The following is a 23118-nucleotide window of genomic DNA, read 5'->3' as shown; positions in this document are numbered from 1 at the left end:
GGAAAAAGAGAGTGATGTGGTCACTCTCCTAATTTAAATGTTCTTCATTGTTCTCTTAGAATAGGCCAAGGGCCGTTCCGTCAGCTGCAACGTCCATGTTCAGCGCTGCCGGTTTTTTAGGGAGTCCCGGCATGGTCATGACATCACCTGTCAAAGCGACGATAAAGCCGGCTCCTAATTTGGGAACCAATTCACGGATGGTAAGTTCAAAGCCAGTTGGTGCACCCAAAAGAGTCGGGTCATCAGAAAAGCTGTACTGAGTCTTAGCCATACAAATCGGTAATTTATCCCAGCCATTTTTAACAATCTGGGCAATTTGTGTCTTAGCCTTCTTTTCAAAAACAACCTTATCAGCACGGTAGATTTCACGGGCAATCTTAGTAATTTTTTCTTCAACGGATAAATTATTGTCATACAAGCGCCTATAGTTGGCTGGCTTCTCATCGATTGTTTTGACAATCGTTTCCGCCAAATCAATTCCGCCGCTGGCTCCGTCAGCCCAAACACTGGCTAACTCAACAGGAACGTCGATTTCGGCGCACAGTTCGCGTAAAACAGCAATTTCTTCCGCCGTATCTGTGACAAATTCATTGATGGCTACTACTACTGGCACGCCGTATTTGCGCATATTCTCAACGTGACGTGCCAGATTGGCAAAACCTGCTTTGACAGCTTCTGTATTTTCCTGACCGAGGGCATCCTTAGCCACACCGCCGTTCATTTTAAGCGCACGAATAGTTGCGACGATAACAACGGCATCAGGATTTGCTGGCAGATTTGGTGTTTTGATATCAAGGAATTTCTCAGCACCAAGGTCAGCTCCGAAACCAGCTTCTGTTACCGTATAATCAGCCAGACGAAGGGCTGTTGAGGTTGCAAGGACAGAGTTACAGCCATGAGCGATATTGGCAAATGGCCCGCCGTGAACAAAGGCCGGTGTGCCGTAAATCGTTTGTACCAAATTAGGCTTAATGGCATCTTTCAGAATCAGGGCCAGCGCTCCTTGAACTTTCAAGTCGCGGACATAAACCGGAGTGCGGTCATAACGGTAACCAATAACGATATCGGACAGACGCTTTTTAAGATCTTCAAGGTCTGTTGCCAGACAAAGGATAGCCATGATTTCAGAAGCAACAGTGATATCAAAACCATCCTCACGCGGAATTCCGTTGACAGGACTGCCCAAGCCCACCGTCACATGACGAAGAGCACGGTCGTTTAAATCCACCACACGCTTCCAGATGATGCGGCGCTGATCAATTCCTAATTCATTGCCCTGGTGCAGATGGTTATCAATAAGCGCTGCTAGGGCATTATTGGCAGTGGTGATGGCATGCATATCACCTGTAAAGTGCAGATTGATATCTTCCATGGGCAGCACCTGAGCATAACCGCCGCCGGCCGCACCGCCTTTGATTCCCATAACGGGTCCTAGAGAAGGTTCCCGAATAGCAATCATCGCTTTTTTGCCGATTTTAGTGAGAGCGTCGGCCAATCCAATGGTGACAGTTGATTTTCCTTCACCTGCCGGAGTTGGATTGATGGCAGTCACCAGAATCAGTTTCCCGGGTTCATTTTTTTCAACTGCTTTAATTTTATCAAAAGTCAGTTTGGCCTTATATTTACCGTAAAGTTCAAGGTCATCAAAATCAATTCCCAAATTTTTGACAACATCTGCAATTGGCTGCAGTTCTGTGCTTTGTGCGATTTCAATATCCGTTTTCATGATGGCTCCCATCCATATTTTTTCTTTATTATAACAAAGAATAATAAAAAACGCACTTTATTTAGATGGATAATTCATAACGTTCGGTTTTTATGTTGAATCTAATAATTATTCTAACTGTTAATCGGTTTTAAGCAGAATTTTTCTAACAATTTTTTTAATTTACTAAATCTTAAATTTACAGTAAAATAACACTATGAAAATTTTGATTACGTCCGGCGGGACTACCGAAAAAATTGATCGAGTAAGGGGTATTACCAACCACTCAACAGGCCGTTTGGGCAAACAAATAGCAGAGCGCTTTCTGGCAGCAAAGCACCAGGTAACCTTAGTTACTGCTCCTTCTGCTGTAAAACCTCCTAAACAAGAAGGTCTGTCTATTGTAGAGATCTCAACGGTTGCTGATTTGATTGAAACTTTAGAACCCCTGGTCAAAAGGCACGATGTCTTAATTCACAGCATGGCGGTATCTGATTATACGCCTGTTTACATGACAGATTTCGAAGAAGTTGAGAAGGCTGACAATCTGGCTCAGTTTTTGACCAAAGAAAATACACAGACTAAAATCTCATCTCAGGCAGATTATCAAGTGCTTTTTCTAAAAAAGACGCCGAAAGTTATCAGCATGGTCAAACAGTGGAATCCAGCTATAAAGTTAATCGGTTTTAAACTTTTGGTCGATGTTGATAAAAAAGAGCTCTTTCAGGTGGCACGCAGCAGTCTGAACACTAATCAAATGGATTATGTTCTGGCTAATGATTTGACCCACATTTCAGCTGAACAGCATCTGGCTTATCTGCTGGATGAAACTAATGCCTATAAAGCACAGACAAAGGCTGAAATTGCTGATTTAATTTTTGAGAAGGTAACTGATCATGACTAAAAATATACTCTTAGCTGTCTCTGGCAGCATCTCAGCCTATAAAGCTGCTGATCTAAGCCATCAGCTGACTAAATTAGGCTACAATGTTACTGTCTTAATGACCGAAGCGGCGGCGCAGTTTATCACACCCTTAACCTTGCAGGTCCTGTCAAAAAACCCCGTCCATATTGATGTGATGAAAGAAGACGATCCTCAGGCTGTTAATCATATTGAACTGGCCAAAAAGGCTGATTTATTCTTACTGGCGCCGGCATCTGCTAATACTATCGCTCATTTAGCTCATGGCTTTGCTGATAATATGGTAAGCAGTGTCGCTTTAGCCCTGCCGCCGGAAGTTCCAAAACTATTTGCTCCTGCCATGAATACCAAGATGTATGACAATCCCGCCACCCAGTACAATATGGACATGCTTAAACAATTCGGCTATGAGGAAATAGAGCCTCGCTCAAGCCTTCTGGCCTGCGGTGATGTCGGCCGCGGAGCTCTGGCAGATCTGGATACCATTATTCAAAAAGTAGAGGACTCCTTGTAGAACTTTGCAGAAAAGCTTGCTAGATTGACCGTAAATTTGTATACTTAAAATATCTATCATTTTAAGGAGAACTCATGAACAAAAAAAGAAAATCATCTGATATCGCTGTTATTGCTATCTTTTTTGCGGTTATGCTGATTATTCACTTGCTTTCCAGTTTTGTTTTTAACCTGTGGCCGGTTCCGATTAAACCAACGATTGTTCACATCCCCGTTATTATTGCTTCTATCGTTTACGGCCCCCGCATCGGAGCAATTTTAGGCGGTTTAATGGGAGTTATCAGTGTTGTCAACAACAGTATTATTTTACTGCCGACCAGCTATCTTTTTTCACCCTTTGTAGAAAACGGCAATTTTAAATCGTTGATTGTGGCTCTGGTTCCCAGAATTCTCATTGGGATTTTTCCCTATTTTGTTTATAAGCTGATGCAAAACCGCTTGGGGCTTGTTTTAGCTGGTGCTGTAGGGTCAGTGACAAACACCGTTTTTGTTCTGACTGGCATTTTTGTTTTCTTTGCTTCGGTGTACGGCGGCAATATTCAGGCCATGCTGGCTGGTATTATTTCTGCAAATTCTATCGCAGAATTAATCATCTCAGCAGCCCTAACTGCAATCACTGTTCCCCGATTGATAAAAGTGAAAAAATAATCACGTGAAAGCGTGATTTTTTTTACTGAAAGTGATATAATGAAAGCGGTTAAATAATTTAACGGAAATTTTCAAAAAGGAGCTTTGCATTATTATGGCTTATCAAGAAACTTATCAAAAATGGCTCGATTACGCCGAACTGCCTGCCTATCTTCGCGAAGAACTGTCCGCAATGGATGAAAAGACTAAAGAAGATGCTTTCTATACAAATCTTGAATTTGGTACAGCAGGTATGCGCGGTTATATTGGTGCTGGTACTAACCGCATTAATATTTATGTTGTCCGCCAAGCAACTGAAGGATTGGCAAAATTAATCGAAACCAAGGGCGAAGCCGTAAAAAAACGCGGTGTCGCTATTGCCTATGATTCCCGCCACTTCTCTCCGGAATTCGCTTTTGAATCAGCACAGGTTTTGGCTCAGCACGGCATCAAAGCTTATGTTTTTGAATCGCTGCGCCCTACACCAGAACTATCCTTTGCTGTGCGCCATTTAGGTACATTTGCAGGTATCATGGTGACAGCCAGTCATAATCCTGCACCATTTAACGGCTATAAGGTTTATGGTGAAGACGGCGGTCAAATGCCGCCTGCTGATGCTGATGCTCTGACCGATTTTATCCGTGCTATTGACGATCCCTTTACTATTGAATTAGCGGATTTGGAAGCAAGCAAAGCTTCTGGACTTATTGAGGTTATTGGGGAAGCCGTTGATGCTGAGTACCTCAAAGAAGTTAAGGATGTTAATATCAACCAGAAACTGATTGATGACTACGGCAAAGATATGAAAATTGTCTACACGCCGCTTCACGGTACAGGTGAAATGCTGGCTCGCCGTGCGCTGGCTCAGGCCGGTTTTGAGTCAGTTCAAGTCGTGGAAGCACAGGCTGTTCCAGATGCCGACTTCTCAACTGTTAAATCACCAAACCCAGAAAATCAGGAAGCCTTCTCGCTGGCTGAAGAGCTGGGCCGTCAAGTGGATGCCGATGTTCTGGTTGCAACTGATCCGGATGCTGACCGTCTGGGGGTTGAAATCCGTCAGGCAGATGGCTCTTACAAGAATCTTTCAGGCAATCAAATCGGTGCTATTATTGCCAAATACATCCTCGAAGCACATAAAACAGCCGGTACTTTGCCTGCCAATGCAGCGCTCTGCAAATCTATCGTATCAACTGAGCTGGTAACCAAGATTGCTGAAAGCTACGGTGCGACCATGTTCAATGTCCTGACCGGCTTTAAGTTTATCGCTGAAAAGATTCAGGAATTTGAAGATCATCACAATCACACTTATATGTTTGGTTTTGAAGAAAGTTTCGGCTACCTCATCAAACCATTTGTACGTGACAAAGACGCTATTCAGGCTGTACTTATTGTTGCAGAAATTGCTGCTTACTATCGTTCTCGCGGCCTGACTCTGGCTGATGGCATTGAAGAAATCTACAAAGAATACGGCTACTTTGCTGAAAAGACTATTTCCGTTACTTTATCAGGTGTTGACGGAGCCGCTGAAATCAAGAAGATTATGGATAAATTCCGCGACAATGGCCCTAGTCAGTTCAATGCGACGGCTATCGCCAAAACTGAAGATTTCCAAGCGCAAACAGCGACTACTGCTGCCGGCGTTGAAAAACTGACAACACCTCCAAGCAATGTGCTTAAGTATACTCTGATAGATGATTCTTGGATTGCTGTGCGTCCGTCAGGAACAGAACCAAAAATTAAATTCTACATTGCAACAGTCGGCAGTTCCCTGTCAGATGCTGAAAGTAAAATCGCTGCTATTGAAAAAGAAATCAATGACTTTGTCGGCTAATGACCGGCTGAATCCGATGAAAGAAAGAACCTGAGTTTAAATCTCAGGCTCTTTTTTTAATCATTGAAATGCTCTTGAGCTGTCTGCATCTGATAATAGACATCGTGCTGCTTCATCAATTCTTCGTGACTGCCCTGCTCAACAATATCGCCCTCTACCATCACCAAGATAAGATCTGCACTTTGGATAGTAGACAGACGGTGAGCAATGATAAAGCTGGTTCGGTTTTTCATCAGTTTTTCAAAGGCTTCCTGGACTAAAATTTCTGTCCGCGTGTCAATAGATGAGGTTGCTTCATCTAAAATCAGGATTTTAGGAATATGCACAAAAATCCGTGCTATGGTTAAAAGCTGCCGCTGTCCCTGTGACAGTGATTCCCCGGCATCCGCCAGATAGGTATCATAGCCTTGGGGGAGCTGCCTGATAAAGAAGTCAGCATTGGCCGCTTTTGCTGCTGCAATAACCTGTTCACGGCTGGCCTCGGGCCAGCCAAAAGCAATATTTTCAAGGACAGTAGCCGTCTTCAGCCAAGTTTCCTGCAAAACCATACCAATCTGCTGGCGGTAAGAGGCTTTGCTGTAGGCTGTTATCGGTACTCCATCCAAAAGAATCTGACCGCTTTGCAAATCATAAAAACGCATCAGCAAGTTAATCAAGGTTGATTTGCCGGCTCCTGTCGGACCAACGATTGCCACTTTGGAACCCGGAGGAATAGTAACAGACAAATTTTTAATCAGGGTCTGCCTGCTATTGTAACCAAAACTGATATCATCAAAAGTAATGGCTCCTTTGACCGATTGACTGTCTAATTCCTGTCGTCCTTCATCCCTAGCTTCTTCTTCGTCCAGTATCATGTACAGACGTTCGGCACAGGCTAGCGCGCTTTGCAATTCTGACAGGACAGATGAAATATCATTAAAGGGTTTGGTGTACTGGGTGACATAATTTAAAAAGGTCGTTAACTGTCCGACGGTAAAACTCCCGCTGATAATCCGCAGAGCTCCGATACCGGCTAACAATGCATAAATCAAGGCATTAATAAAACGAGTAGCCGGATTGACTGTTGACGAATAAAAGATGGCCCCCTGTGAGTATTTGGCATATGTATCATTGAGATGGACAAAGGTATCAATGAACTGTTCTTGCGCATTAAAGGTTTGAACGAGACTTTCCTGTCTCAGGCTTTCCTCAATATGCTGCGTAAAAGCGCCTCTGGCCTTTGTTTGGCTTTGATAAAGACGATAGCTCTTTTGAGCGATAAAACGGGCAACGAATAAAGAAAGCGGCGTCAGCGCCAATACCAGAACCATCATGAAAAGATCCAGCTCAGCCATGGTCAAAATGGTGAACAAAATCGTCAAAAGCCCTACAAAGAACTGGTTAAAAACCATGAGCAGACCATTTGAAAGCTGTTCGACATCCGTGGTCATGCGGCTGACCAAATCACCGGCAGAATGACTGTCCAGATAGGACAAAGGCAGACGGTAGAGTTTTTCAATCAGTTCTTGACGCAATTTTTGACTGTAGGCAAAAACCAGCCGATTGTAAATAAGAGGATTAATCCACTGAATCAAGGTGTTAAAGGCAACGACCAAAATCATTTTCCCCAGAATCGTTGGCAGGAGCTCCTCAACATTTTTAGCAAGGACAGCATCGACTGCCTGACCGATTAATACCGGCAGATAAACGGTTAAGCCTACTTGGATAAAGGTACCAAGCAAGGCAGCACCAACCAGCAATTTTTGCTGCAGCATGCCGGCTGTCAAACGTTTGAGGGTATCTCTGTTGTTTCGTGCTTTCATTGAATCCCCTCCTCTTTTGCATGCTGTGAATAGTGAATTTCCTGATAAAGCGGACTGGTTTCCAGTAACTTTTTGTGGCTGGCAAGAGCAATTTGCTTACCTTGATCTAAGACCAAAATCCGATCTGCTTTTGCAAGGCTGTTGGTCCTTTGAGAAACCATAATAAGGGTTGTTTTTTGTAAATTTTTTCTAATAGCAGCCAGAAGCCTTGCTTCTGTCAGATAATCCAGCGCTGAGGTAGCATCATCCAAAATAAGCAGGGGTCTGTCATGCAGTAAAGCCCGGGCAATGGTCAGCCGCTGCCTCTGACCGCCTGAAAAATTGCGGCCGAAGGCTTCTACCTGAGCATCCAGCTGTCCGGATTTTTGGCGGACAAAATCGCTGGCTTGCGCCATATCAAGCGCCTGCCAAAGTTCTTCATCTCCTACTGTTTTATCCAGACCAAGAGTCAGATTGGAGCGAATGCTCCCTTTAAAAAGCTCAGCTTTTTGCGGAACAAGACTGATCCAATTTCGCCATTCCTTGATTGTAGCGGCACTTCTGCCGCCATTAAAGACAGTTACCTGTCCCTGCTGAGGCGAATAAAGGCGCAGCAAGAGCTGAATGAGACTGGATTTGCCCGACCCCGTTCCGCCGATAATGCCGAAAAATTCCTGTTTGTGAATGGTAAACGAAATATCTGTTAAGGCTGCTTTAGCTGCCTGAGGGTAAGAAAAACTCATGTCGCTGACTTTGACAAGGGTATCATCAGCTGCTGAATCAAGAGGTAAGGAAGCTGTTATATCCTCATCTTCTTGTTCAAAGACCTGAACAATCCTTCGAGCACTGATAAAGCTTTGGTTTAAAGAAGAAACCAGCATAGTCAGCTTCAAAAGTTCAACCAAAATTTGCAGGAGATAATTAACTAAGGCAATGAGCATCCCTTGGCTTAAACGATTATCCGCAATAGCTATCTGCCCCTGCCAAATTACAACAATAAGGGTCCCATTGACTGCCAGATAGGTTAGAGGAGTTATTAAAGTTGCAATATAACCTGTTTTAATCTGCCAATCTGTATAGGCCTGATTGGTTGCTTGGAAATGCTGCTCTTCTGCTTCTATCTGGCCAAAGGCACGGATAACGCGGCTTCCTTCCAACTGTTCGCGTGTCAGACTGACTATTTTATCTGTTAAACGCCGAATCTTGTCATAGAGCGGATTTACAACAACAGACATCAGATAAACCAAGGCAAAAAGCACAACAACCATGAGCAAAAACCAAAGGGTAATGCTCGGGCTGATGAAAAAGGCCATTAGAACAGAGCCGAAGACAATAATCGGTGCTCTCAGAAAAAGACGCAAGAATTGATTGATCCCTGTCTGAATCTGAAAGGTATCACTGACCAGCCGTGTTACTAAGCTTGATGTCGTCAGTTCATCTCGGCTTTCCTTGGGCAGACGCATGATTTTTTCAAACAAGCTGCGGCTGAGCTGTTTAGAATAACCCACAGCTGCCTTGGCAGAATAAAATTGGGCAATAATAGCGACAATGATATTGGAAAAGGCCAGCAAAACAAGAAAGAAAATCATCAAATAGAGATGATTTTTATCATTATGAGGGATGTAAAGATCGACCATTCTGGCAATAACCAAGGGGACCAAAAGCTCAAAAGAAGCCTCTAAAAGCTTAAAAAGAGGCCCCAGAATGGTTTCTTTGAGATAGCCTCTAAAGTAAATAAACAAGTGTTTCATCCTCAGCTCACTTTCTTTTAAAGGGCACTGACAAACTTAATCAAAGCAAGATTGAGTTTGACCTGCTTGGCATAATAAATATTGCCGCCGTCTTTATAGAGCTCACCGCCGCCGTAAAAGAGGGCGACAAGGTTATAGTAACGATAGGTTTCTGCGCTATTATTGCCCAAGCTCGGGGCAACGACATCCTTCGAGTAGCGTTTAGCCAGTTTTATGGTACTTTTGCCGCCGTTTTTAGAAATATAGGCGATGTAGTTTTTACCAAAATTATAGGCTTGAACAGCTGTCCAGGCATCTGTATTTTTCTTTTTTGCTTCTTCCAGATTTTCTGACAAGACCATCACCCCCTGCCGAACACTTTCGCGGCTGTCTGTGATGGTGTTAGCAATGCCGCTTGAGCTTTCGCTGGACTGCATCAGATCGTCTTCTTGCCCCTTGGTTTCTGTATAAATCATGGCCAGTACCAGATTTTCATTGGTTCTTGTGTCATTTTCATCCAAAATTTCCCGCACCATAGGACGGTAGGCAAGAACATTTTTGACATTCTGATAGGTTGTAAAAAACTGGTAGCCAATAAAGAACAAGAGGCCTAAAAGAATGACTTTCACTAGCTTTTTTTTCATATTATTTACTTTGTATATCTTCAATATTTTTGATCAAAATAGAATAGGTTCCGTTTTGATTTTGAATAAATTCAACTGATTCAGCATCCTGATAAACATTGTTGGGGACCAAAAGCTCAATGCCGTTCGAGAGTGACAGCTTTTGGCTTTCTAATTTTTTGATTTGGCGGGAATGGTCAATATCAGCCACCTTAATCGGTTCTGGAATCGTCTCTTTCAGTTCATCAACAAAGGTGAGCCGTGCTGTCAAATTAGCATCAAACAGCTGATCCGCCAATTTTTCCGGAGACAGTTCTTGATCTTCCTCCAAATTTTTATAAATAGCTGATTTCATTTTAGACTGGAAGGCAAAATCATCCTGATTGAAATTGTCAGCTACCTTTTGAGCCGTTTTTTCCATCAGTTTAATGGATTTTTTAACAGACTCTTCAGGCTGAACCTGAAGCAGGTTTTCAGAAAAATAGTTGGCAAAGGAACCGTTGTGCTTGATTCGTTTTTCAATCAGATAGTACTGCCTGTTCTGCCGATTGATGATCAGGGCTTCATCCGGCGTCTGAGCAGCACTGGGCAGGTTGTTCTGAGTCAGGCGAATAGGGCTGTCGCTGCCGTCTGTAATGTGCGCCAAACTTTCCTTTAGAGCTATGCGCAAAAAGGCAAAATGCTCAATCCCTTCCTTGTCAAACTGCACAAAAATCAAATCATTGGTTTTTTGATTGTCACTGATGACAAATTCTTCCTTCCACAGCTGGGCGACTTTCTTGGAGCTTTCCAAGAAGTCCTCACTGAGGTAGCTGAGAAAAACATTATCATCAGCAAATTTTCCCCGCTTAGCTTCGTCTGAAAAGACCCTGCTCAATTTCTTTCGAAAGTACTCGTCTAATTTGGGTGTGATGCTTAAAAGTTTATCCGAAAAAATCAGTTCGGTATCATCTGGCGTGAATTGGTGAATGACAATTTTCTTAAGATATAAATCCATCATGCGAGACTCTCATAAAGCGGGAAAGCATCAGTCAGCACTTGCACTTCTTGGCGGACTTCTTCTAAAACAGCCTCGTTATCAGTATTTTCAAGGGTTTTGACAATAAGCTCAGCAACCTTGCGGCATTCTTTAGGACCAAAGCCGCGCGCTGTTACTGCTGCTGTTCCGATGCGGATACCGGAGGTCTTAAATGGGGACAGTGTTTCAAATGGAATAGAATTCTTATTTAAGGTAATATGAACATCATCCAAAATATTTTGCGCTATTTTCCCATTTTCAATCACTTGTGTCACATCAACGAGGAAAAGATGATTTTCACTGGCACCTGAAACAACACGGAACTTATCATGAGCATTGAAGACCTCAACCATGGCCTGACAGTTGTCCAGAATATTCTGGGCATAGACTTTAAAGTCCGGATCCATATTTTCCTTGAACGTAATGGCCTTAGCAGCAACGATATGCTCTAAAGGACCGCCTTGCAAACCTGGGAAAATGGCAGAATTAATCTTTTTAGCAAGGTCTTCATCATTGGTCAGGACAAGACCGCCGCGCGGACCGCGCAGGGTTTTGTGGGTCGTACTTGTCGTAATATGAGCATAAGGTACAGGACTTGGATGCAGACCCGCTGCCACAAGACCCGCAATATGAGCCATATCAACCATGAGTTTAGCGCCGACTTGGTCTGCAATGTCACGGAATTTAGCAAAATCAATAATGCGAGAATAGGCAGAAGCACCTGCAACAATCAGCTTGGGCTGAACTTCTTTGGCCTGCTCTAAAATTTGGTCATAATCCAATAATTCTGTTTCAGGATCGACATTATAGGCAACAAAGTTATAGGTTTGCCCTGAAAAACTGACAGGTGATCCATGTGTCAAGTGTCCGCCGGCAGCTAAATCAAGTCCCATAACAGTGTCACCGGGTTTGATAAGCGCCATGTAGGCTGCAGCGTTGGCCTGGCTGCCGGAATGCGGCTGAACATTAGCAAATTGAGCACCGAAAAGCTTTTTAGCACGTTCGATAGCCAAACTTTCAACCACATCAACGCATTCTGTACCTCCATAGTAACGGCGGCCCGGATAGCCTTCGGCGTATTTATTGGTTAAAATGGATCCCTGTGCTTTCATGACAGCCTTGGAAACCACATTTTCAGAGGCAATTAATTCAATATTGTGTTGCTGACGCTCTTCTTCTGCATGAATGGCTTCCCATACCTCTTCATCATACACTTCGTAATTATCTTTATCAAAAATCATAATTTCTCCTTAAAATTTAACAGCACTTACACGGGCTTCAATATCAGCCTGTGTGATGTCTCCCTGACGTAAAATTTTAGCGGTCGGGCCGGAAATATCCAAAATGGTCGAGTCCACTTTTCCAATTGCTTCATCATCTTGAATGCCTAACAGCTGATGGTCAAAGCTTGCCTGAACACTGGCATAGTCTAAGCCACTGGTTTGCCCGGACAGATTGGCAGACGGACCAATCAGCGGTCCGGTTTTCTTAATATAGGCTAACGTCAGCGGGTGGCTGGGAACTCTAAAGCCAACAGTCGGCAGACCGGAATTCACCCAGACCGGCACTTTTTCATTAGCTTTTAAAATAATGGTCAGAGGCCCCGGTAAAAAAGCCTGATAGAGTTCTGGCAAATAAGCCGGCACTTCTTTGGAAAAAGCTAAAATATCTGCTAAAGAGGCAACATTTAAATTCATGGCCTTTTCCGGCGGGCGTTTTTTGAGAGCATAGACATTTGCAACGGCCTCGGCATCCAAGGCTCTGGCAAAAAGACCGTAAACCGTTTCTGTGGGTAGAATAACCGCCTGTCCAGCCAGTAAAGCCTCTTCAATCTTATCCATCATCAATCACAACCATTCTATCCTTGCCAAAGCTATCCTGCAAAAGGCGAGTCCGTTTATCAGGAAAATAATTTCGGAAAAGCTCAGAAACAGGAATTCCCTGTTTATAGCCAATTTCCAAATAAATCTTTCCTTTCGCATTCAAATGTTCAGCAGCACCCTCAGCTATCTTTTGATAAACAGCCAAGCCGTCATTTTCAGCAAACAGTGCTAGGTGCGGCTCGTGCAGCAGCACATTTTGACCGACTTCATTCCTGTCCTCAAACGCTATGTAAGGGGGATTGGAAACAATAATATCATATTTATCTGAAATCTGGCTGAAAACATCCGAATGCAGGAAATTGACCGCTGCCTGATTAGCCTTGGCATTATCCTGAGCCAGCAGTAAAGCTTCCTCAGAAATATCGCTGGCGCTGATTTGCCAGCTTGTTCTCGCCTTAGCCAGTGCGACAGCAATGGCACCGCTCCCTGTTCCGATATCCAAAACGGTCAATGATTCATCTGGATTTTCCTCCAAGATCAGATTCACCAGCTCCTCAGTCTCAGGACGCGGGATAAGGACACGTTCATCAACAGCCAAAGTCAAATCTGCAAAATAAGCCTTGCCTGTAAGGTACTGAGCAGGCATGTGCTGCTTTAACAGCTTTGTGATTCTGTCTAATTGCCTAAGATCAGCTTCTGGTATTTCATGGGACTGATGAAGGATAAAATCAAGCCGGTTCCAATTCTTCCAATCATTAAAAACGTAGGCCAAGGCTTCTTTTTCCTCACCATTGGCAGCCAAATCCGCTTCATACTGAGCAAAAGCTTGAGCGTAATTCATTAGTTACCCAGCTCTTCCAGCTTTTGTGTTTGGTCATAAAGGACTAAGGCGTCAATAACCTCATCTAATTTCCCAGCTAAAATAGTATCTAACTTTTGCAGGGTCAGTCCGATGCGATGGTCGGTTACACGATTTTGCGGGAAATTATAAGTTCTTATGCGCTCAGAGCGGTCCCCAGTACCAATCGTGGACTTACGTTCGGCATCCTGTTCATCCTGAGCAATCTGTGCAAAATGGTCTGCCACACGAGCGCGGATAATTTTCATGGCCTTGTCACGGTTTTTTTGCTGCGTCCGCTCCTCCTGCATCTCAACCTTAATATTGGTTGGCAGGTGGATAATCCGAACAGCTGTTGCAACCTTATTGACATTTTGACCGCCGGCACCGGAAGCGTGGTAAATGTCCACACGCAGATCCTTGGGATCAATCTCGTACTCTACTTCTTCAACTTCAGGCATTACCAAAACTGTCGCTGTTGAGGTATGGACACGCCCTTGACTTTCTGTGACAGGAACCCGCTGAACCCGGTGGGCACCGGATTCGTATTTGAGCTTAGAATAGACAGACTGTCCCGAAACCATAGCCACAACTTCTTTGATGCCGCCGACACCGTTCATCGAAGCCTCCATGATTTCAAATTTCCAGCCCTGGCTTTCTGCATATTTTTGATACATATTCAGCAGGTCTCCCGCAAAAAGGGCTGCCTCATCACCGCCGGCAGCACCGCGGATTTCCAGAATAATGTTTTTATCATCATTGGGATCCTTAGGCAAAAGGAGAATTTTAAGTTTTTCTTCATAGTCTTCTTTAGCAGCCTTAGACTCTTTCAGCTCCTCCTTAGCCATTTCTTCAAGCTCAGGATCGCCGCCCGCCTCCTTGATCATCTCTTCTGCATCAGCAATATTTTGGATAATTTGCTTGTATTCGCGATAGACTGTTACCGTTTCGCGAGTAGATGCCTCTTCTCGCGAGAGTTCCATAAAACGTTTGGTATCACTGACAACATCCGGATCACTGAGCAATTCACCCAGCTCCTCGTAGCGATCTTCAACAGCCTGTAATTGGTCATAAATATTCATTTTCTTAAACAGTTCTCCTTCTCAACATCACAAAATAACGAAACTCATCAAAATCAGCACCCTGACAACAGATTGGCCTTAGGTGCTGAGCTGCTTTAGCAGCCATCACCTATAACCGGGTGAAAATAATGCTTCCTGCAAACGGGAATATAGGTTTCATTGCCGCCGATTTGAATCTGCTCGCCCTCATAAACAGGCTTGCCATCCCGAGTTCTCAGCACCATAGTTGCCTTTTTGGAACAAAATTGACAGATTGTCTTAATTTCTTCAATCTTATCTGCCATAAGCAGCAGTTCACGCGACCCTTCAAAGAGATGGTTTTGAAAATCATTTTTCAGGCCGAAAGCCATTACCGGAACATCCAGCTCATCAACAATTCTAGCTAAATCATAGACATTTTTCTTGCTCAGAAACTGGCACTCATCAATCAAGACACAGTAAGGTTTATCTTTCAAATTGGCAATGTAAGCAAAAATATCCATATCATCTGTTATGGGAATGGCTTTGCGCCGCATACCGATTCTGCTTGAAATGACACCGAATTCATCCCGCGTATCGAGACTGCTGGTCATTATAACAACGGGCTTGCCCTGCTCTTCATAATTATGGGCAACTTTTAAAATTTCAATCGTTTTTCCTGAATTCATGGTCCCGTATTTATAATACAACTGCGCCAAGACTTTCAACCTCATCTCATACTAATATCTCATCTATTTTACCATAAAAGCTAAAAAGGCGCACTGAGTTTTCACAATAAAAAGACAGTTTAAGGGGAGCACATCCTTTGAAAATATGATAAAATAAAGGTATTAACTGTAAATCGAATACGGGCTAAAATCCTTCGTTTGGTTAGTCGATCTTACTAAGCAAACGAAGTTAGCGGGAGAGGCAGGGAGTGGGAAAGAACCCAAAAATTGAAAATTTTGGTTCGTATTCCCACCCCCGCACAGTTGGCTAGGTTTTCCGCTTTGGCCTTGTGGCAAAAGGAAAGCCAGCCAACCACTGCGTCAAGAGCTTATTCCAAAACAGGATATTGGACAAGTTTTTGTCCAGCTTCGTTTGTTATCAAGTGCAAAGCACTTAGATAACAATCCTCTACCGTATCTTATATTAAAGGAGAAAATGTATGCCATTTGTTAAAATTGATTTGTTTGAAGGCCGAACTGAGGAACAGAAAATTGAACTTGCCCGCGAGGTGACTGAGGTCGTTTCCCGTGTTGCAAAAGCTCCCAAAGAAGCTATCCACGTCTTTATAAACGACATGCCAGAGGGAACCTATTACCCGCACGGTGAGATGAAGAAAAAGGGTTAAGCTGATGCTTAATTCTTTTATTTTGACTTGATTTTACTTTCAGAAAACGCTATCATATATATAAAGAATTCTTCGAGGAGGTGAACGAATTGCAGGCACAGCAAACTTTGCACCTGATGGGAACAACGATTGATATCGTGGTTGAAGCCAGCAATGCCAAAGAACTTGCCGAGAGTGCTTGCCAACTTTTAAACATCTATGAACAGCGCTTCAGCGCTAACCGTGATGATTCAGAACTAATGGCTGTCAATCATCAGGCCGGACGGAAAGCTGTTGCGGTTCATCCCGATTTGTTTGACTTGATTCAGATTGGAAAAGAGCACAGTTTGGCGAATCCCAGCAATCTTAACATTGCTATCGGACCTCTGGTGCAGACTTGGCGCATCGGCTTTGAGGATGCTCAGATTCCAAATCAGGAACAGATCGATGACAAATTACAACTCATCGATCCGCACAATATCATTTTGAATGCACACAAGCAGACGGTCTTCCTATCTCAAAAAGGAATGAAGATAGATCTTGGTGCCCTGGCCAAGGGCTATATTGCCGATAAAATTATAGCCTATTTAAAAAATCAAGGTGCTGCTTCTGCTATGATTAATCTGGGCGGCAATCTTTTGGTCTTCGGACCCAATCCAAAGCGCCCCGGCGGATTCTGGAACATTGGTATTCAAGACCCTAAAAGACCTAGAAATCAAAATATCGGAATTGTTAAAATCTGCAATCAATCTGTTGTCACATCCGGTATTTACGAACGCCATCTGCAAGTCAATGGGAAAGATTACCATCATATTTTTGATAAAAATACAGGCTATCCGATTGAAACACAGATGGCAAGCCTCAGTATTATCTCAAAACTTTCGCTTGACGGTGAGATTTGGACCACACGGCTGTTTGGCCTGCCGATTCCGCTGGCTATGAAGACAATCAATCAAACGGAACATATCGAAGGCATTATCGTTACCAGAGATAATCGCCTCGCCGTCTCAGACGGCTTAAAAGATACTTTTATTCCCCTTTACTAAACCTAAAGAAAGAGGTAGAACATGATGAAACTTATTGGATTAGTTGGGACAAATTCAAAAAAATCGACCAACCGCCAATTGCTGCAATATATGCAAAAACACTTTGCTGACAAGGCTGACATTGAATTGGTTGAGATCAAAGATCTTCCTATGTTCAATAAACCGGCTGACAAAAAACTCCCTGAGGGCGTTATTGAAATAGCTGAAAAAATTGAAGCTGCAGACGGAGTTATTATCGGCACACCAGAATATGACCATTCTATCCCTGCTGCTTTGATGAGCGCCTTAGCTTGGCTGTCTTACGGTATTTATCCGCTTCTAAATAAGCCAGTCATGATTACAGGAGCTTCTTACGGAACACTGGGATCATCGCGTGCACAACTGCAGCTGCGGCAGATACTTAATGCTCCCGAAATCAAGGCCAATGTCCTGCCGGATGAATTTTTACTTTCTCACTCTCTGCAGGCATTTGACAAAGACGGCAATCTTGCTGATTTAGAGACTTTCCAAAAACTTGACGCTATCTTTGATGATTTCCGTATTTTCGTTAAAATCACTGAAAAACTATCAAGTGCTCAAGAACTTCTGCATAAAGAAGCCGAAAATTTTGATTGGGAAAGTTTATAAAGTGAATTGAACACGGGCTAAAAGCGTCGAGAAAAAGACAGCCTGCCTTATGCGCTAAAGCGCATGGCGTCAGTCTCCTATTTTCTTCTCACTTTCTTAACGCCCTTTGCGATCCTTCGTTTGGTTAGTCGATCTTACTAATCAAACGAAGTTAGCGGGAGAGATAGCCAATTCACTATAGTGATTGGCGTTTGTTATCAAGTGCAAAGCACTTAGATAACAAACCTCTACCGTATCTTACATTAAAGGAGAATTCAATATGAAATTTGTAGGACTTGTAGGTTCTAATGCGGAGCAATCATACAATCGCAAATTGTTAGAATACATCAGAAAACAATTTAAATTAAAATTTGAATTGGAAGTATTAGAAATTGATGACGTTCCAATGTTCAATCAGGATCAGGACTGGAAAGAAAGCTTTCAGTTAAGACTTCTGTACAATAAAATCACACGCGCAGACGGTGTTATTATCGCAACTCCCGAACATAATCACACGATTACTGCTGCCTTAAAAAGCGTTTTAGAATGGCTGTCCTGTGAGGTGCATCCTTTCGAAAACAAACCGGTTATGATTGTTGGGGCTTCCTATTATGATCAAGGAACCTCACGCGCTCAGGTTCATCTGAGAAAAATCCTGGATGCACCGGGAGTCAATGCCTACACCCTTCCGGGAAATGAATTCCTGCTTGGCAAAGCGAAAGAAGCCTTTGACGATGATGGCAATATTATTAACAAAGGAACGGTTGAATTCTTGGAAACCTGTTTAGATAATTTTGTAAGTTATGTAGGAGTGGTGTCAAAATTGCAAAAACCAAAACCAATTGAACCAGAAGATTTAGACTGCAATCATCCTATTGCAACATCCGTTACGGAAGTTGATCCCGACGATCCCGAATGGGTTGAAAAAGTTGCCGAGGTTACAGGCGCTGTTTCAGGTGATACCTATGTTAAACTGGATCACGGTATTTTGACAGTTGATCAAATCAATATGTTCTTAAAAGCTATGCCGTTTGAACTAACCTATTCTGATGACAACAACCAATTCTTATACTACAACAATGCTCATCAGGATCCTGATACTATGTTTGCTAAACGGGTACCGTCCCAATCGGGCAGCCGTTTGTCAACGGTTCACAACAGTCTTCCGCCTGGACGGATGAAAAATGTTGAATGGGTAATCGGAAGCCTTCGCAACGGCAATCAGGAATATGTCCGCACACTTGTTCCCAATCCAAATCCGACCGTGATTAATACTCATAACTATCAGGCTATGTACTATCCGGACGGCTCCTTTGCGGGTATTAACGAAATCGTCTTCAACTTCAGACCTTGGTTAGACTGGTATCTGCAAACAACTGGCCAAAGACTGGTCGGCGGTGCCGGCAGTTCCGACGCAACCTCTGGTGCTTCTGACAGCAGTGCTGATGCTACTTCCGGTGCTTCAGATAGCGGGAACAGCGCAGAAGCTGCTGATGCTACTTCTGGTGCTTCTGAACACTGATCATTATTCTAAATATTCTCAGCTGGCTCTTTTAAAAGAGCCGGCTTTTTTCTTTTTCATAAAATACAAACCAGGAAGCTCTTTAAGCCTCCTTTTAGTTTTCTTTCAGGCTTATTTAAGTCAGCCGTCATAAACTCATCTTATCACGATTGCGGAGGTGGTTTAATGAATTTTATAAAACGTGCTTGGCTGCTAATCAAAGCAAAAAAGGGCCGTACAGCCCTTTTAACTCTGGTTACCAGCAGTATTCTCATCTTTGTATTGGCTGGTCTCACTATAAAATCAGCGGCAGATAAGGCCGTCGACAATGCTAAGAAGGAAACTGGAGCAACGGTCAATCTTCAAATTAGCCGTGATTATATGATGGAAAAAGCCCAGCAGGCATCATCTAGTGACACAAACAGCAATCAGCCGCCAAAATTTGAGATGACACCTATTTCTCTGTCAACAGCTCAAACCATAGCTAAGATGACCGGAGTAAAATCATATCTCTATACATCAACAACAACTGCTGCAGCTGGCAACATCACCCCTATATCAACTCAATCAACATCGTCAGATTCTTCTAGCTCCAACAGTCCATTCAGTATGGGAGGAGCCAGCGGCCAAAATGCTAAAATGACCTCTGGAGACTTTACGATTACCGGGGTCAATACAACTGACAGTGTTTCAGAATTTTCAAGCGGCACAACTAAAATAACCAAGGGAAAAGGTATCACTCAGCAGACGTCCAATAATGAAGCGGTTATTGAATCTGATTTAGCAAAAACAAATAAGCTATCGGTTGGTGATCATTTTACAGTAAAAATATCCAGCGACAGCGGCAGTGAAAAGACTTATACGCTTAAGGTCATTGGTATTTATAAATCAAATACCAGCGTTACTTCTTCTCAGCTTCAAAACAATGCTTCCAATCCTTCCAATAAGCTTTATGTCAGCCTGCAGACAGCAAATACAATGAAGGGGCAGAAAAATACCGTTGACGCTGCCAGCTATACCTTATCAAATCCTGCCAGCATGAAATCCTTTGTTAAAGAAGCTAAAAGCAAGATTGATACCGAAAAATTTACAGTCGAAAGCAACGACCAGCTTTATCAGCAAATGCTGACACCTCTTAACAATGTTTCCAGTTTCTCCAGAAATATTGTTATCCTAGTTGCCGCAGCCGGTGCTGTTATCCTGACTCTTATTATCATTCTTAACATTCGCGAACGTCGGTATGAAATTGGCGTTCTGATGAGCCTGGGAGAAAATCGCCTAAAAATAATCGGTCAGTTTTTCACAGAGCTGTTCTTGGTCACATTAGTTTCTTTAGCCATCGCAGCGATTGCCGGCAATTTCGTTGGCAATGCTGTCGGCAACCAGCTTCTTTCACAGCAGACGTCTTCCAGTCAGCAAAACAGACAGATGGGTGCCGGCGGTTCCCAAGCAAATAATTCTAAGCAGTCCGGTCAAAACCCAGCTCCTTTGGCTGGCGGTCCCGGTGCTCTAATGAACAGGACGGCTGTTAATCAAATTAATAAATTAAATGTCAAGCAAACTCCCCAAAGCATCGCTAAGCTTGGGCTGATTGCTCTTCTTATCACTTTTATCTCAACCATTCTGGCAAGTATTGGACTTATCAGAATGAAGCCTAAAGATATCTTATCTTCAAATTAGAAAGCAGGTTTTCAATGACATTAAAAACGAATAATCTTGGCTACTGGTACAGTAATAATCCGGATGACTGCCTTTTCAGAAAAGTGAATCTTGAATTTGAAGAGGGCAAGGTTTACGCTATCCTTGGGCAGTCAGGAAGCGGAAAGACCACTTTTTTATCTCTCTTAGCAGGGCTTGACTGTCCTAAAGAAGGGGAAATTCTTCTTGATAATCAAAATATCAACCAGCGGGGTTTAACTCATTACCGAAGAAATGCCGTCTCTACAATCTTTCAGTCTTACAATTTGCTGCCCTATATGACAGCCCGCCAAAATGTTGAGACAGCTCTGGATATTTCAGGCATTGAGCAGTCAGATGACACAGTGACAGAACTCTTTCACTGTGTAGGCATTTCCAAAGAGCTGATAGATAAGCCCGTTTTGCAGCTTTCCGGCGGTCAGCAGCAAAGGGTTGCCATTGTCAGGGCACTCGCTGTTAAGCATAATATTATTATTGCTGATGAACCTACCGGCAATCTAGACGAAGAAACAACCAAGGATATTGTTGCTATCTTTAAAAATATTGCCCATGAGCAAAATAAAATTGTTATTATTGTCACTCATGAACGTGAGGTTGCTGACAGCTCAGACATCATCTTTGAGTTAGGGCAAAAACAGTTTACTTTGCTTTAACATAAAAACCAGTCCGTAAAAAATTTCGGACTGGTTTTTATCATCTAATACTCAATTTGTTAGAATTTTTTTACAGGGAATCGGCTCTTTCAATTTCCTGAACTCCCTGATCCAAAATGTCAATCAGGCTGATGGTCTCTTCATCCCGAACCAATTTTTGCCTGCCTTCAGCTAAGGTTTCGTATAAAGCCTGGTAAAAAAGGCTGTAGTCACCGATTTCAGAGATGACCTTTTCTTCATGATAGGTATTCTTCTCATCCAGATAAGTCAAAAGGCCGTAGTCTTCGGGTCTGTCAAGACCAAAGTCTTCATGGTCAGGCAGATAAAAGTGTTTCAGGTCATATTCCTGACGGTCCTTCTTTTCTTTGACAAAGACTCCCTTAGTTCCGTAGAGAACAAAGCTGGGACGTTCTTTCAGCCTAAAATAACTGGATTTTACAGAAATTTTCAAAGGATGTTCATAATAGAGATCAATATCAAAATAATCATTCATCCTATTTTTTCCCAACAGCTGGCGGACATCGTAATGAATGCGCTCGGGCTGGCCCCAATAAGAAAGTACCTGATCAACAGTATGGCAGGCATGGTTAAAGAGGTAGCTGCTTGTTCTTGAGTACTGGTGAACAGCTTCAGGAACTTCCGGTCTGTAGTAATCGTAGTGCATCTCAACTTCTAGCAGTTGTCCTAGGCGGCCGGATTCAATTACCTTTTGAACGGTTAGAAAATCTGAATCAAAACGGCGGTTTTGATAGCCTTGAATCATCAGTCCCTTTTCCTTAGCCAGCTGGAACAGCTCCCTGGCTTCTTCTGGTTTCTCGGTAAAAGGCTTTTCCAGCAGAACATTGTGACCGTGCTCCAAGGCCAGCTTAGCATAGTGATAATGCCATTGATTAGGCGTCGTGATGATGACCAAATCCAAATCATCATCCTGCCAGACATCATCAATATTAGTGGTATAATGAACACCGGCTAATTTAGCCCAGTCATCTTTTATGGTGCGGGCATAGATGGTTTTAACGCGGAATTTGTTCGTTTTAAGCAGGAAGGGCAGGTGGTAACGGTTGGTACTTTTGCCATTTCCGATAAAAGCAGCATTTAACATAATTTTCTCCTATACTTCGGCTTCAAGATCATTTTCAATCGTTCTAATAAGCTTGGCTGGTACACCGCCTACAAGACTGTTGGCCGCTACGTCCTTAGTCACTACTGCTCCAGCAGCAATAACCGCATTATCGCCAATCGTGACTCCTGGCAAAATGGTACAGTTTCCGCCAATCCAGACATCATTGCCGATTTTTACAGGCTGCGCCTTGCCCAAATGCTGTCTTCGTCCCTGCGGAGACAGGGGATGGCCGACGGTTGTAATCAAAGTATTTGGTCCAATCATAACATGGTTTCCGATTTCTACAGGGGCAATATCTAAAATAATGCCATTGTAATTGATAAGAAAGTCATCACCAACATGGATATTCTTCCCATAATCACAATTAAAAACCGGCAAAACAGTCGGGTTGTCTCCGACAGAGCCAAAGAGTTCTTTTACCATGGCCTGACGTTTAGCAGTCTCTAAAACACTCACATTGTTAAGTTTTTGACAGCCTTCTACAGCTCTCAATTTTCGTTTGTCGACTTCTTCATCAGTGAAGTCGTAAGGTAAGCCGGCTTCTAATTTTTCCAATTCCGACATGGCCATCTCAGTCACCTCAATTCTTAAATAGGCTTCGTGCTTCTTTAATGAAAACAGCTCTTAGCTTTATTTTAACATTTACAGGCAGTTAAGCAAGGAAAAGTCCAAAGCTGTGCTGCATTTCCTAAAGGAAATCGTTTGTC

22 protein-coding genes are annotated in these 23118 nt (G+C 43.1%); 10 read left to right on the top strand and 12 right to left on the bottom strand.

What is annotated here, in order from left to right:
• Positions 1 to 55: 55 nt before the first annotated feature.
• On the bottom strand, positions 56 to 1726 hold the full coding sequence (locus BMI76_RS08530; RefSeq protein ID WP_075347169.1) for a formate--tetrahydrofolate ligase: 1671 nt from the start codon (positions 1724 to 1726) through the stop codon (positions 56 to 58).
• A gap of 196 nt (positions 1727 to 1922) precedes the next feature.
• Here BMI76_RS08530 and BMI76_RS08525 point away from each other — a divergent pair, with 196 nt between their 5' ends.
• The 4 genes from BMI76_RS08525 (at position 1923) to BMI76_RS08510 (ending at position 5598) form a co-directional block, all read left to right on the top strand.
• Positions 1923 to 2609 carry a phosphopantothenate--cysteine ligase gene (locus tag BMI76_RS08525; protein ID WP_075347149.1) on the top strand — a complete coding sequence of 229 codons (687 nt, stop codon included), beginning with the start codon at positions 1923 to 1925 and terminating at the stop codon, positions 2607 to 2609.
• On the top strand, positions 2602 to 3141 hold the full coding sequence (coaC, locus tag BMI76_RS08520) for a phosphopantothenoylcysteine decarboxylase (protein ID WP_075347148.1): 540 nt from the start codon (positions 2602 to 2604) through the stop codon (positions 3139 to 3141). The genes BMI76_RS08525 and coaC overlap by 8 nt, the downstream gene beginning before the upstream one ends.
• Before the next feature lie 74 nt (positions 3142 to 3215).
• On the top strand, positions 3216 to 3788 hold the full coding sequence (locus BMI76_RS08515; RefSeq protein ID WP_075347147.1) for an ECF transporter S component: 573 nt from the start codon (positions 3216 to 3218) through the stop codon (positions 3786 to 3788).
• A 94-nt stretch (positions 3789 to 3882) separates the two neighbouring features.
• Positions 3883 to 5598, top strand: a complete 1716-nt coding sequence (locus tag BMI76_RS08510) for a phospho-sugar mutase (protein ID WP_075347146.1) — start codon at positions 3883 to 3885, stop codon at positions 5596 to 5598.
• Positions 5599 to 5654: 56 nt separating this feature from the next.
• Here BMI76_RS08510 and BMI76_RS08505 read toward each other — a convergent pair whose 3' ends face one another.
• From BMI76_RS08505 to BMI76_RS08465, 9 genes are all read right to left on the bottom strand, one after another.
• Positions 5655 to 7400 carry an ABC transporter ATP-binding protein gene (locus tag BMI76_RS08505; protein ID WP_075347145.1) on the bottom strand — a complete coding sequence of 582 codons (1746 nt, stop codon included), beginning with the start codon at positions 7398 to 7400 and terminating at the stop codon, positions 5655 to 5657.
• Complete coding sequence (locus BMI76_RS08500) at positions 7397 to 9130, bottom strand: ABC transporter ATP-binding protein (protein ID WP_075347144.1); 1734 nt, start codon at positions 9128 to 9130, stop codon at positions 7397 to 7399. Before BMI76_RS08500 ends, BMI76_RS08505 begins: the two co-directional genes overlap by 4 nt.
• Positions 9131 to 9147: 17 nt before the next feature.
• On the bottom strand, positions 9148 to 9753 hold the full coding sequence (locus BMI76_RS08495) for a lysozyme family protein (RefSeq protein ID WP_075347143.1): 606 nt from the start codon (positions 9751 to 9753) through the stop codon (positions 9148 to 9150).
• A 1-nt stretch (position 9754) separates the two neighbouring features.
• Positions 9755 to 10732 carry a nucleoid-associated protein gene (locus BMI76_RS08490; RefSeq protein ID WP_075347142.1) on the bottom strand — a complete coding sequence of 326 codons (978 nt, stop codon included), beginning with the start codon at positions 10730 to 10732 and terminating at the stop codon, positions 9755 to 9757.
• Positions 10729 to 11991: a serine hydroxymethyltransferase gene (gene glyA / locus BMI76_RS08485; protein ID WP_075347141.1), complete on the bottom strand. Its 1263-nt coding sequence runs from the start codon at positions 11989 to 11991 to the stop codon at positions 10729 to 10731. The genes BMI76_RS08490 and glyA overlap by 4 nt, the downstream gene beginning before the upstream one ends.
• A gap of 9 nt (positions 11992 to 12000) precedes the next feature.
• Positions 12001 to 12591 carry an L-threonylcarbamoyladenylate synthase gene (locus BMI76_RS08480; protein WP_075347168.1) on the bottom strand — a complete coding sequence of 197 codons (591 nt, stop codon included), beginning with the start codon at positions 12589 to 12591 and terminating at the stop codon, positions 12001 to 12003.
• The gene (gene prmC, locus BMI76_RS08475) at positions 12584 to 13414 is read right to left on the bottom strand and encodes a peptide chain release factor N(5)-glutamine methyltransferase (protein ID WP_075347140.1); all 831 of its coding nucleotides are present in this window, start codon (positions 13412 to 13414) and stop codon (positions 12584 to 12586) included. Before prmC ends, BMI76_RS08480 begins: the two co-directional genes overlap by 8 nt.
• Entirely contained in the window at positions 13414 to 14493 is a 1080-nt protein-coding gene (prfA, locus tag BMI76_RS08470) for a peptide chain release factor 1 (protein WP_075347139.1), read from the bottom strand. Before prfA ends, prmC begins: the two co-directional genes overlap by 1 nt.
• Before the next feature lie 95 nt (positions 14494 to 14588).
• Entirely contained in the window at positions 14589 to 15170 is a 582-nt protein-coding gene (locus BMI76_RS08465) for a thymidine kinase (RefSeq protein ID WP_075347167.1), read from the bottom strand.
• A gap of 449 nt (positions 15171 to 15619) precedes the next feature.
• Here BMI76_RS08465 and BMI76_RS08460 point away from each other — a divergent pair, with 449 nt between their 5' ends.
• The 6 genes from BMI76_RS08460 to BMI76_RS08435 all read left to right on the top strand — a co-directional run bounded on the left by BMI76_RS08460 (position 15620) and on the right by BMI76_RS08435 (position 21288).
• Positions 15620 to 15805 (top strand): 4-oxalocrotonate tautomerase, encoded by a 186-nt coding sequence (locus BMI76_RS08460; RefSeq protein WP_057490821.1) that lies wholly within the window; start codon positions 15620 to 15622, stop codon positions 15803 to 15805.
• A gap of 89 nt (positions 15806 to 15894) precedes the next feature.
• Positions 15895 to 16830, top strand: a complete 936-nt coding sequence (locus tag BMI76_RS08455) for an FAD:protein FMN transferase (RefSeq protein ID WP_075347138.1) — start codon at positions 15895 to 15897, stop codon at positions 16828 to 16830.
• 24 nt (positions 16831 to 16854) lie between these two features.
• A complete protein-coding gene (locus BMI76_RS08450) occupies positions 16855 to 17457 on the top strand; it encodes an NADPH-dependent FMN reductase (protein ID WP_075347166.1) in 603 nt (200 codons plus the stop codon).
• 259 nt (positions 17458 to 17716) lie between these two features.
• Entirely contained in the window at positions 17717 to 18958 is a 1242-nt protein-coding gene (locus BMI76_RS08445; RefSeq protein ID WP_075347137.1) for an NAD(P)H-dependent oxidoreductase, read from the top strand.
• 165 nt (positions 18959 to 19123) lie between these two features.
• On the top strand, positions 19124 to 20617 hold the full coding sequence (locus BMI76_RS08440; protein ID WP_075347136.1) for an ABC transporter permease: 1494 nt from the start codon (positions 19124 to 19126) through the stop codon (positions 20615 to 20617).
• 14 nt (positions 20618 to 20631) lie between these two features.
• Positions 20632 to 21288: an ABC transporter ATP-binding protein gene (locus BMI76_RS08435; RefSeq protein WP_075347135.1), complete on the top strand. Its 657-nt coding sequence runs from the start codon at positions 20632 to 20634 to the stop codon at positions 21286 to 21288.
• Positions 21289 to 21358: 70 nt separating this feature from the next.
• Here the strand turns inward: BMI76_RS08435 and BMI76_RS08430 are convergent, their stop codons facing one another.
• Positions 21359 to 22390, bottom strand: a complete 1032-nt coding sequence (locus BMI76_RS08430; RefSeq protein ID WP_075347134.1) for a Gfo/Idh/MocA family oxidoreductase — start codon at positions 22388 to 22390, stop codon at positions 21359 to 21361.
• Positions 22391 to 22399: 9 nt separating this feature from the next.
• The gene (locus BMI76_RS08425; RefSeq protein ID WP_083623730.1) at positions 22400 to 22981 is read right to left on the bottom strand and encodes a sugar O-acetyltransferase; all 582 of its coding nucleotides are present in this window, start codon (positions 22979 to 22981) and stop codon (positions 22400 to 22402) included.
• Positions 22982 to 23118: the final 137 nt, after the last annotated feature.

Origin of the sequence: Streptococcus sp. 'caviae', assembly GCF_001937065.1 — a bacterium.
Taxonomy (GTDB): Bacteria; Bacillota; Bacilli; order Lactobacillales; family Streptococcaceae; genus Streptococcus.
Note: the sequence above shows the minus strand (reverse complement) of the source record. Positions and strands in the feature narration are given on the sequence as shown.

Excerpts from the sequence above, each read along its gene's own strand:
- BMI76_RS08530 (WP_075347169.1), bottom strand. The coding sequence starts at position 1,726 with ATGAAAACGGATATTGAAATCGCACAAAGCACAGAACTGCAGCCAATT.
- BMI76_RS08525 (WP_075347149.1), top strand. The coding sequence starts at position 1,923 with ATGAAAATTTTGATTACGTCCGGCGGGACTACCGAAAAAATTGATCGA.
- coaC (WP_075347148.1), top strand. The coding sequence starts at position 2,602 with ATGACTAAAAATATACTCTTAGCTGTCTCTGGCAGCATCTCAGCCTAT.
- BMI76_RS08515 (WP_075347147.1), top strand. The coding sequence starts at position 3,216 with ATGAACAAAAAAAGAAAATCATCTGATATCGCTGTTATTGCTATCTTT.
- BMI76_RS08510 (WP_075347146.1), top strand. The coding sequence starts at position 3,883 with ATGGCTTATCAAGAAACTTATCAAAAATGGCTCGATTACGCCGAACTG.
- BMI76_RS08505 (WP_075347145.1), bottom strand. The coding sequence starts at position 7,400 with ATGAAAGCACGAAACAACAGAGATACCCTCAAACGTTTGACAGCCGGC.
- BMI76_RS08500 (WP_075347144.1), bottom strand. The coding sequence starts at position 9,130 with ATGAAACACTTGTTTATTTACTTTAGAGGCTATCTCAAAGAAACCATT.
- BMI76_RS08495 (WP_075347143.1), bottom strand. The coding sequence starts at position 9,753 with ATGAAAAAAAAGCTAGTGAAAGTCATTCTTTTAGGCCTCTTGTTCTTT.
- BMI76_RS08490 (WP_075347142.1), bottom strand. The coding sequence starts at position 10,732 with ATGATGGATTTATATCTTAAGAAAATTGTCATTCACCAATTCACGCCA.
- glyA (WP_075347141.1), bottom strand. The coding sequence starts at position 11,991 with ATGATTTTTGATAAAGATAATTACGAAGTGTATGATGAAGAGGTATGG.
- BMI76_RS08480 (WP_075347168.1), bottom strand. The coding sequence starts at position 12,591 with ATGGATAAGATTGAAGAGGCTTTACTGGCTGGACAGGCGGTTATTCTA.
- prmC (WP_075347140.1), bottom strand. The coding sequence starts at position 13,414 with ATGAATTACGCTCAAGCTTTTGCTCAGTATGAAGCGGATTTGGCTGCC.
- prfA (WP_075347139.1), bottom strand. The coding sequence starts at position 14,493 with ATGAATATTTATGACCAATTACAGGCTGTTGAAGATCGCTACGAGGAG.
- BMI76_RS08460 (WP_057490821.1), top strand. The coding sequence starts at position 15,620 with ATGCCATTTGTTAAAATTGATTTGTTTGAAGGCCGAACTGAGGAACAG.
- BMI76_RS08450 (WP_075347166.1), top strand. The coding sequence starts at position 16,855 with ATGAAACTTATTGGATTAGTTGGGACAAATTCAAAAAAATCGACCAAC.
- BMI76_RS08445 (WP_075347137.1), top strand. The coding sequence starts at position 17,717 with ATGAAATTTGTAGGACTTGTAGGTTCTAATGCGGAGCAATCATACAAT.
- BMI76_RS08440 (WP_075347136.1), top strand. The coding sequence starts at position 19,124 with ATGAATTTTATAAAACGTGCTTGGCTGCTAATCAAAGCAAAAAAGGGC.
- BMI76_RS08435 (WP_075347135.1), top strand. The coding sequence starts at position 20,632 with ATGACATTAAAAACGAATAATCTTGGCTACTGGTACAGTAATAATCCG.
- BMI76_RS08430 (WP_075347134.1), bottom strand. The coding sequence starts at position 22,390 with ATGTTAAATGCTGCTTTTATCGGAAATGGCAAAAGTACCAACCGTTAC.
- BMI76_RS08425 (WP_083623730.1), bottom strand. The coding sequence starts at position 22,981 with ATGGCCATGTCGGAATTGGAAAAATTAGAAGCCGGCTTACCTTACGAC.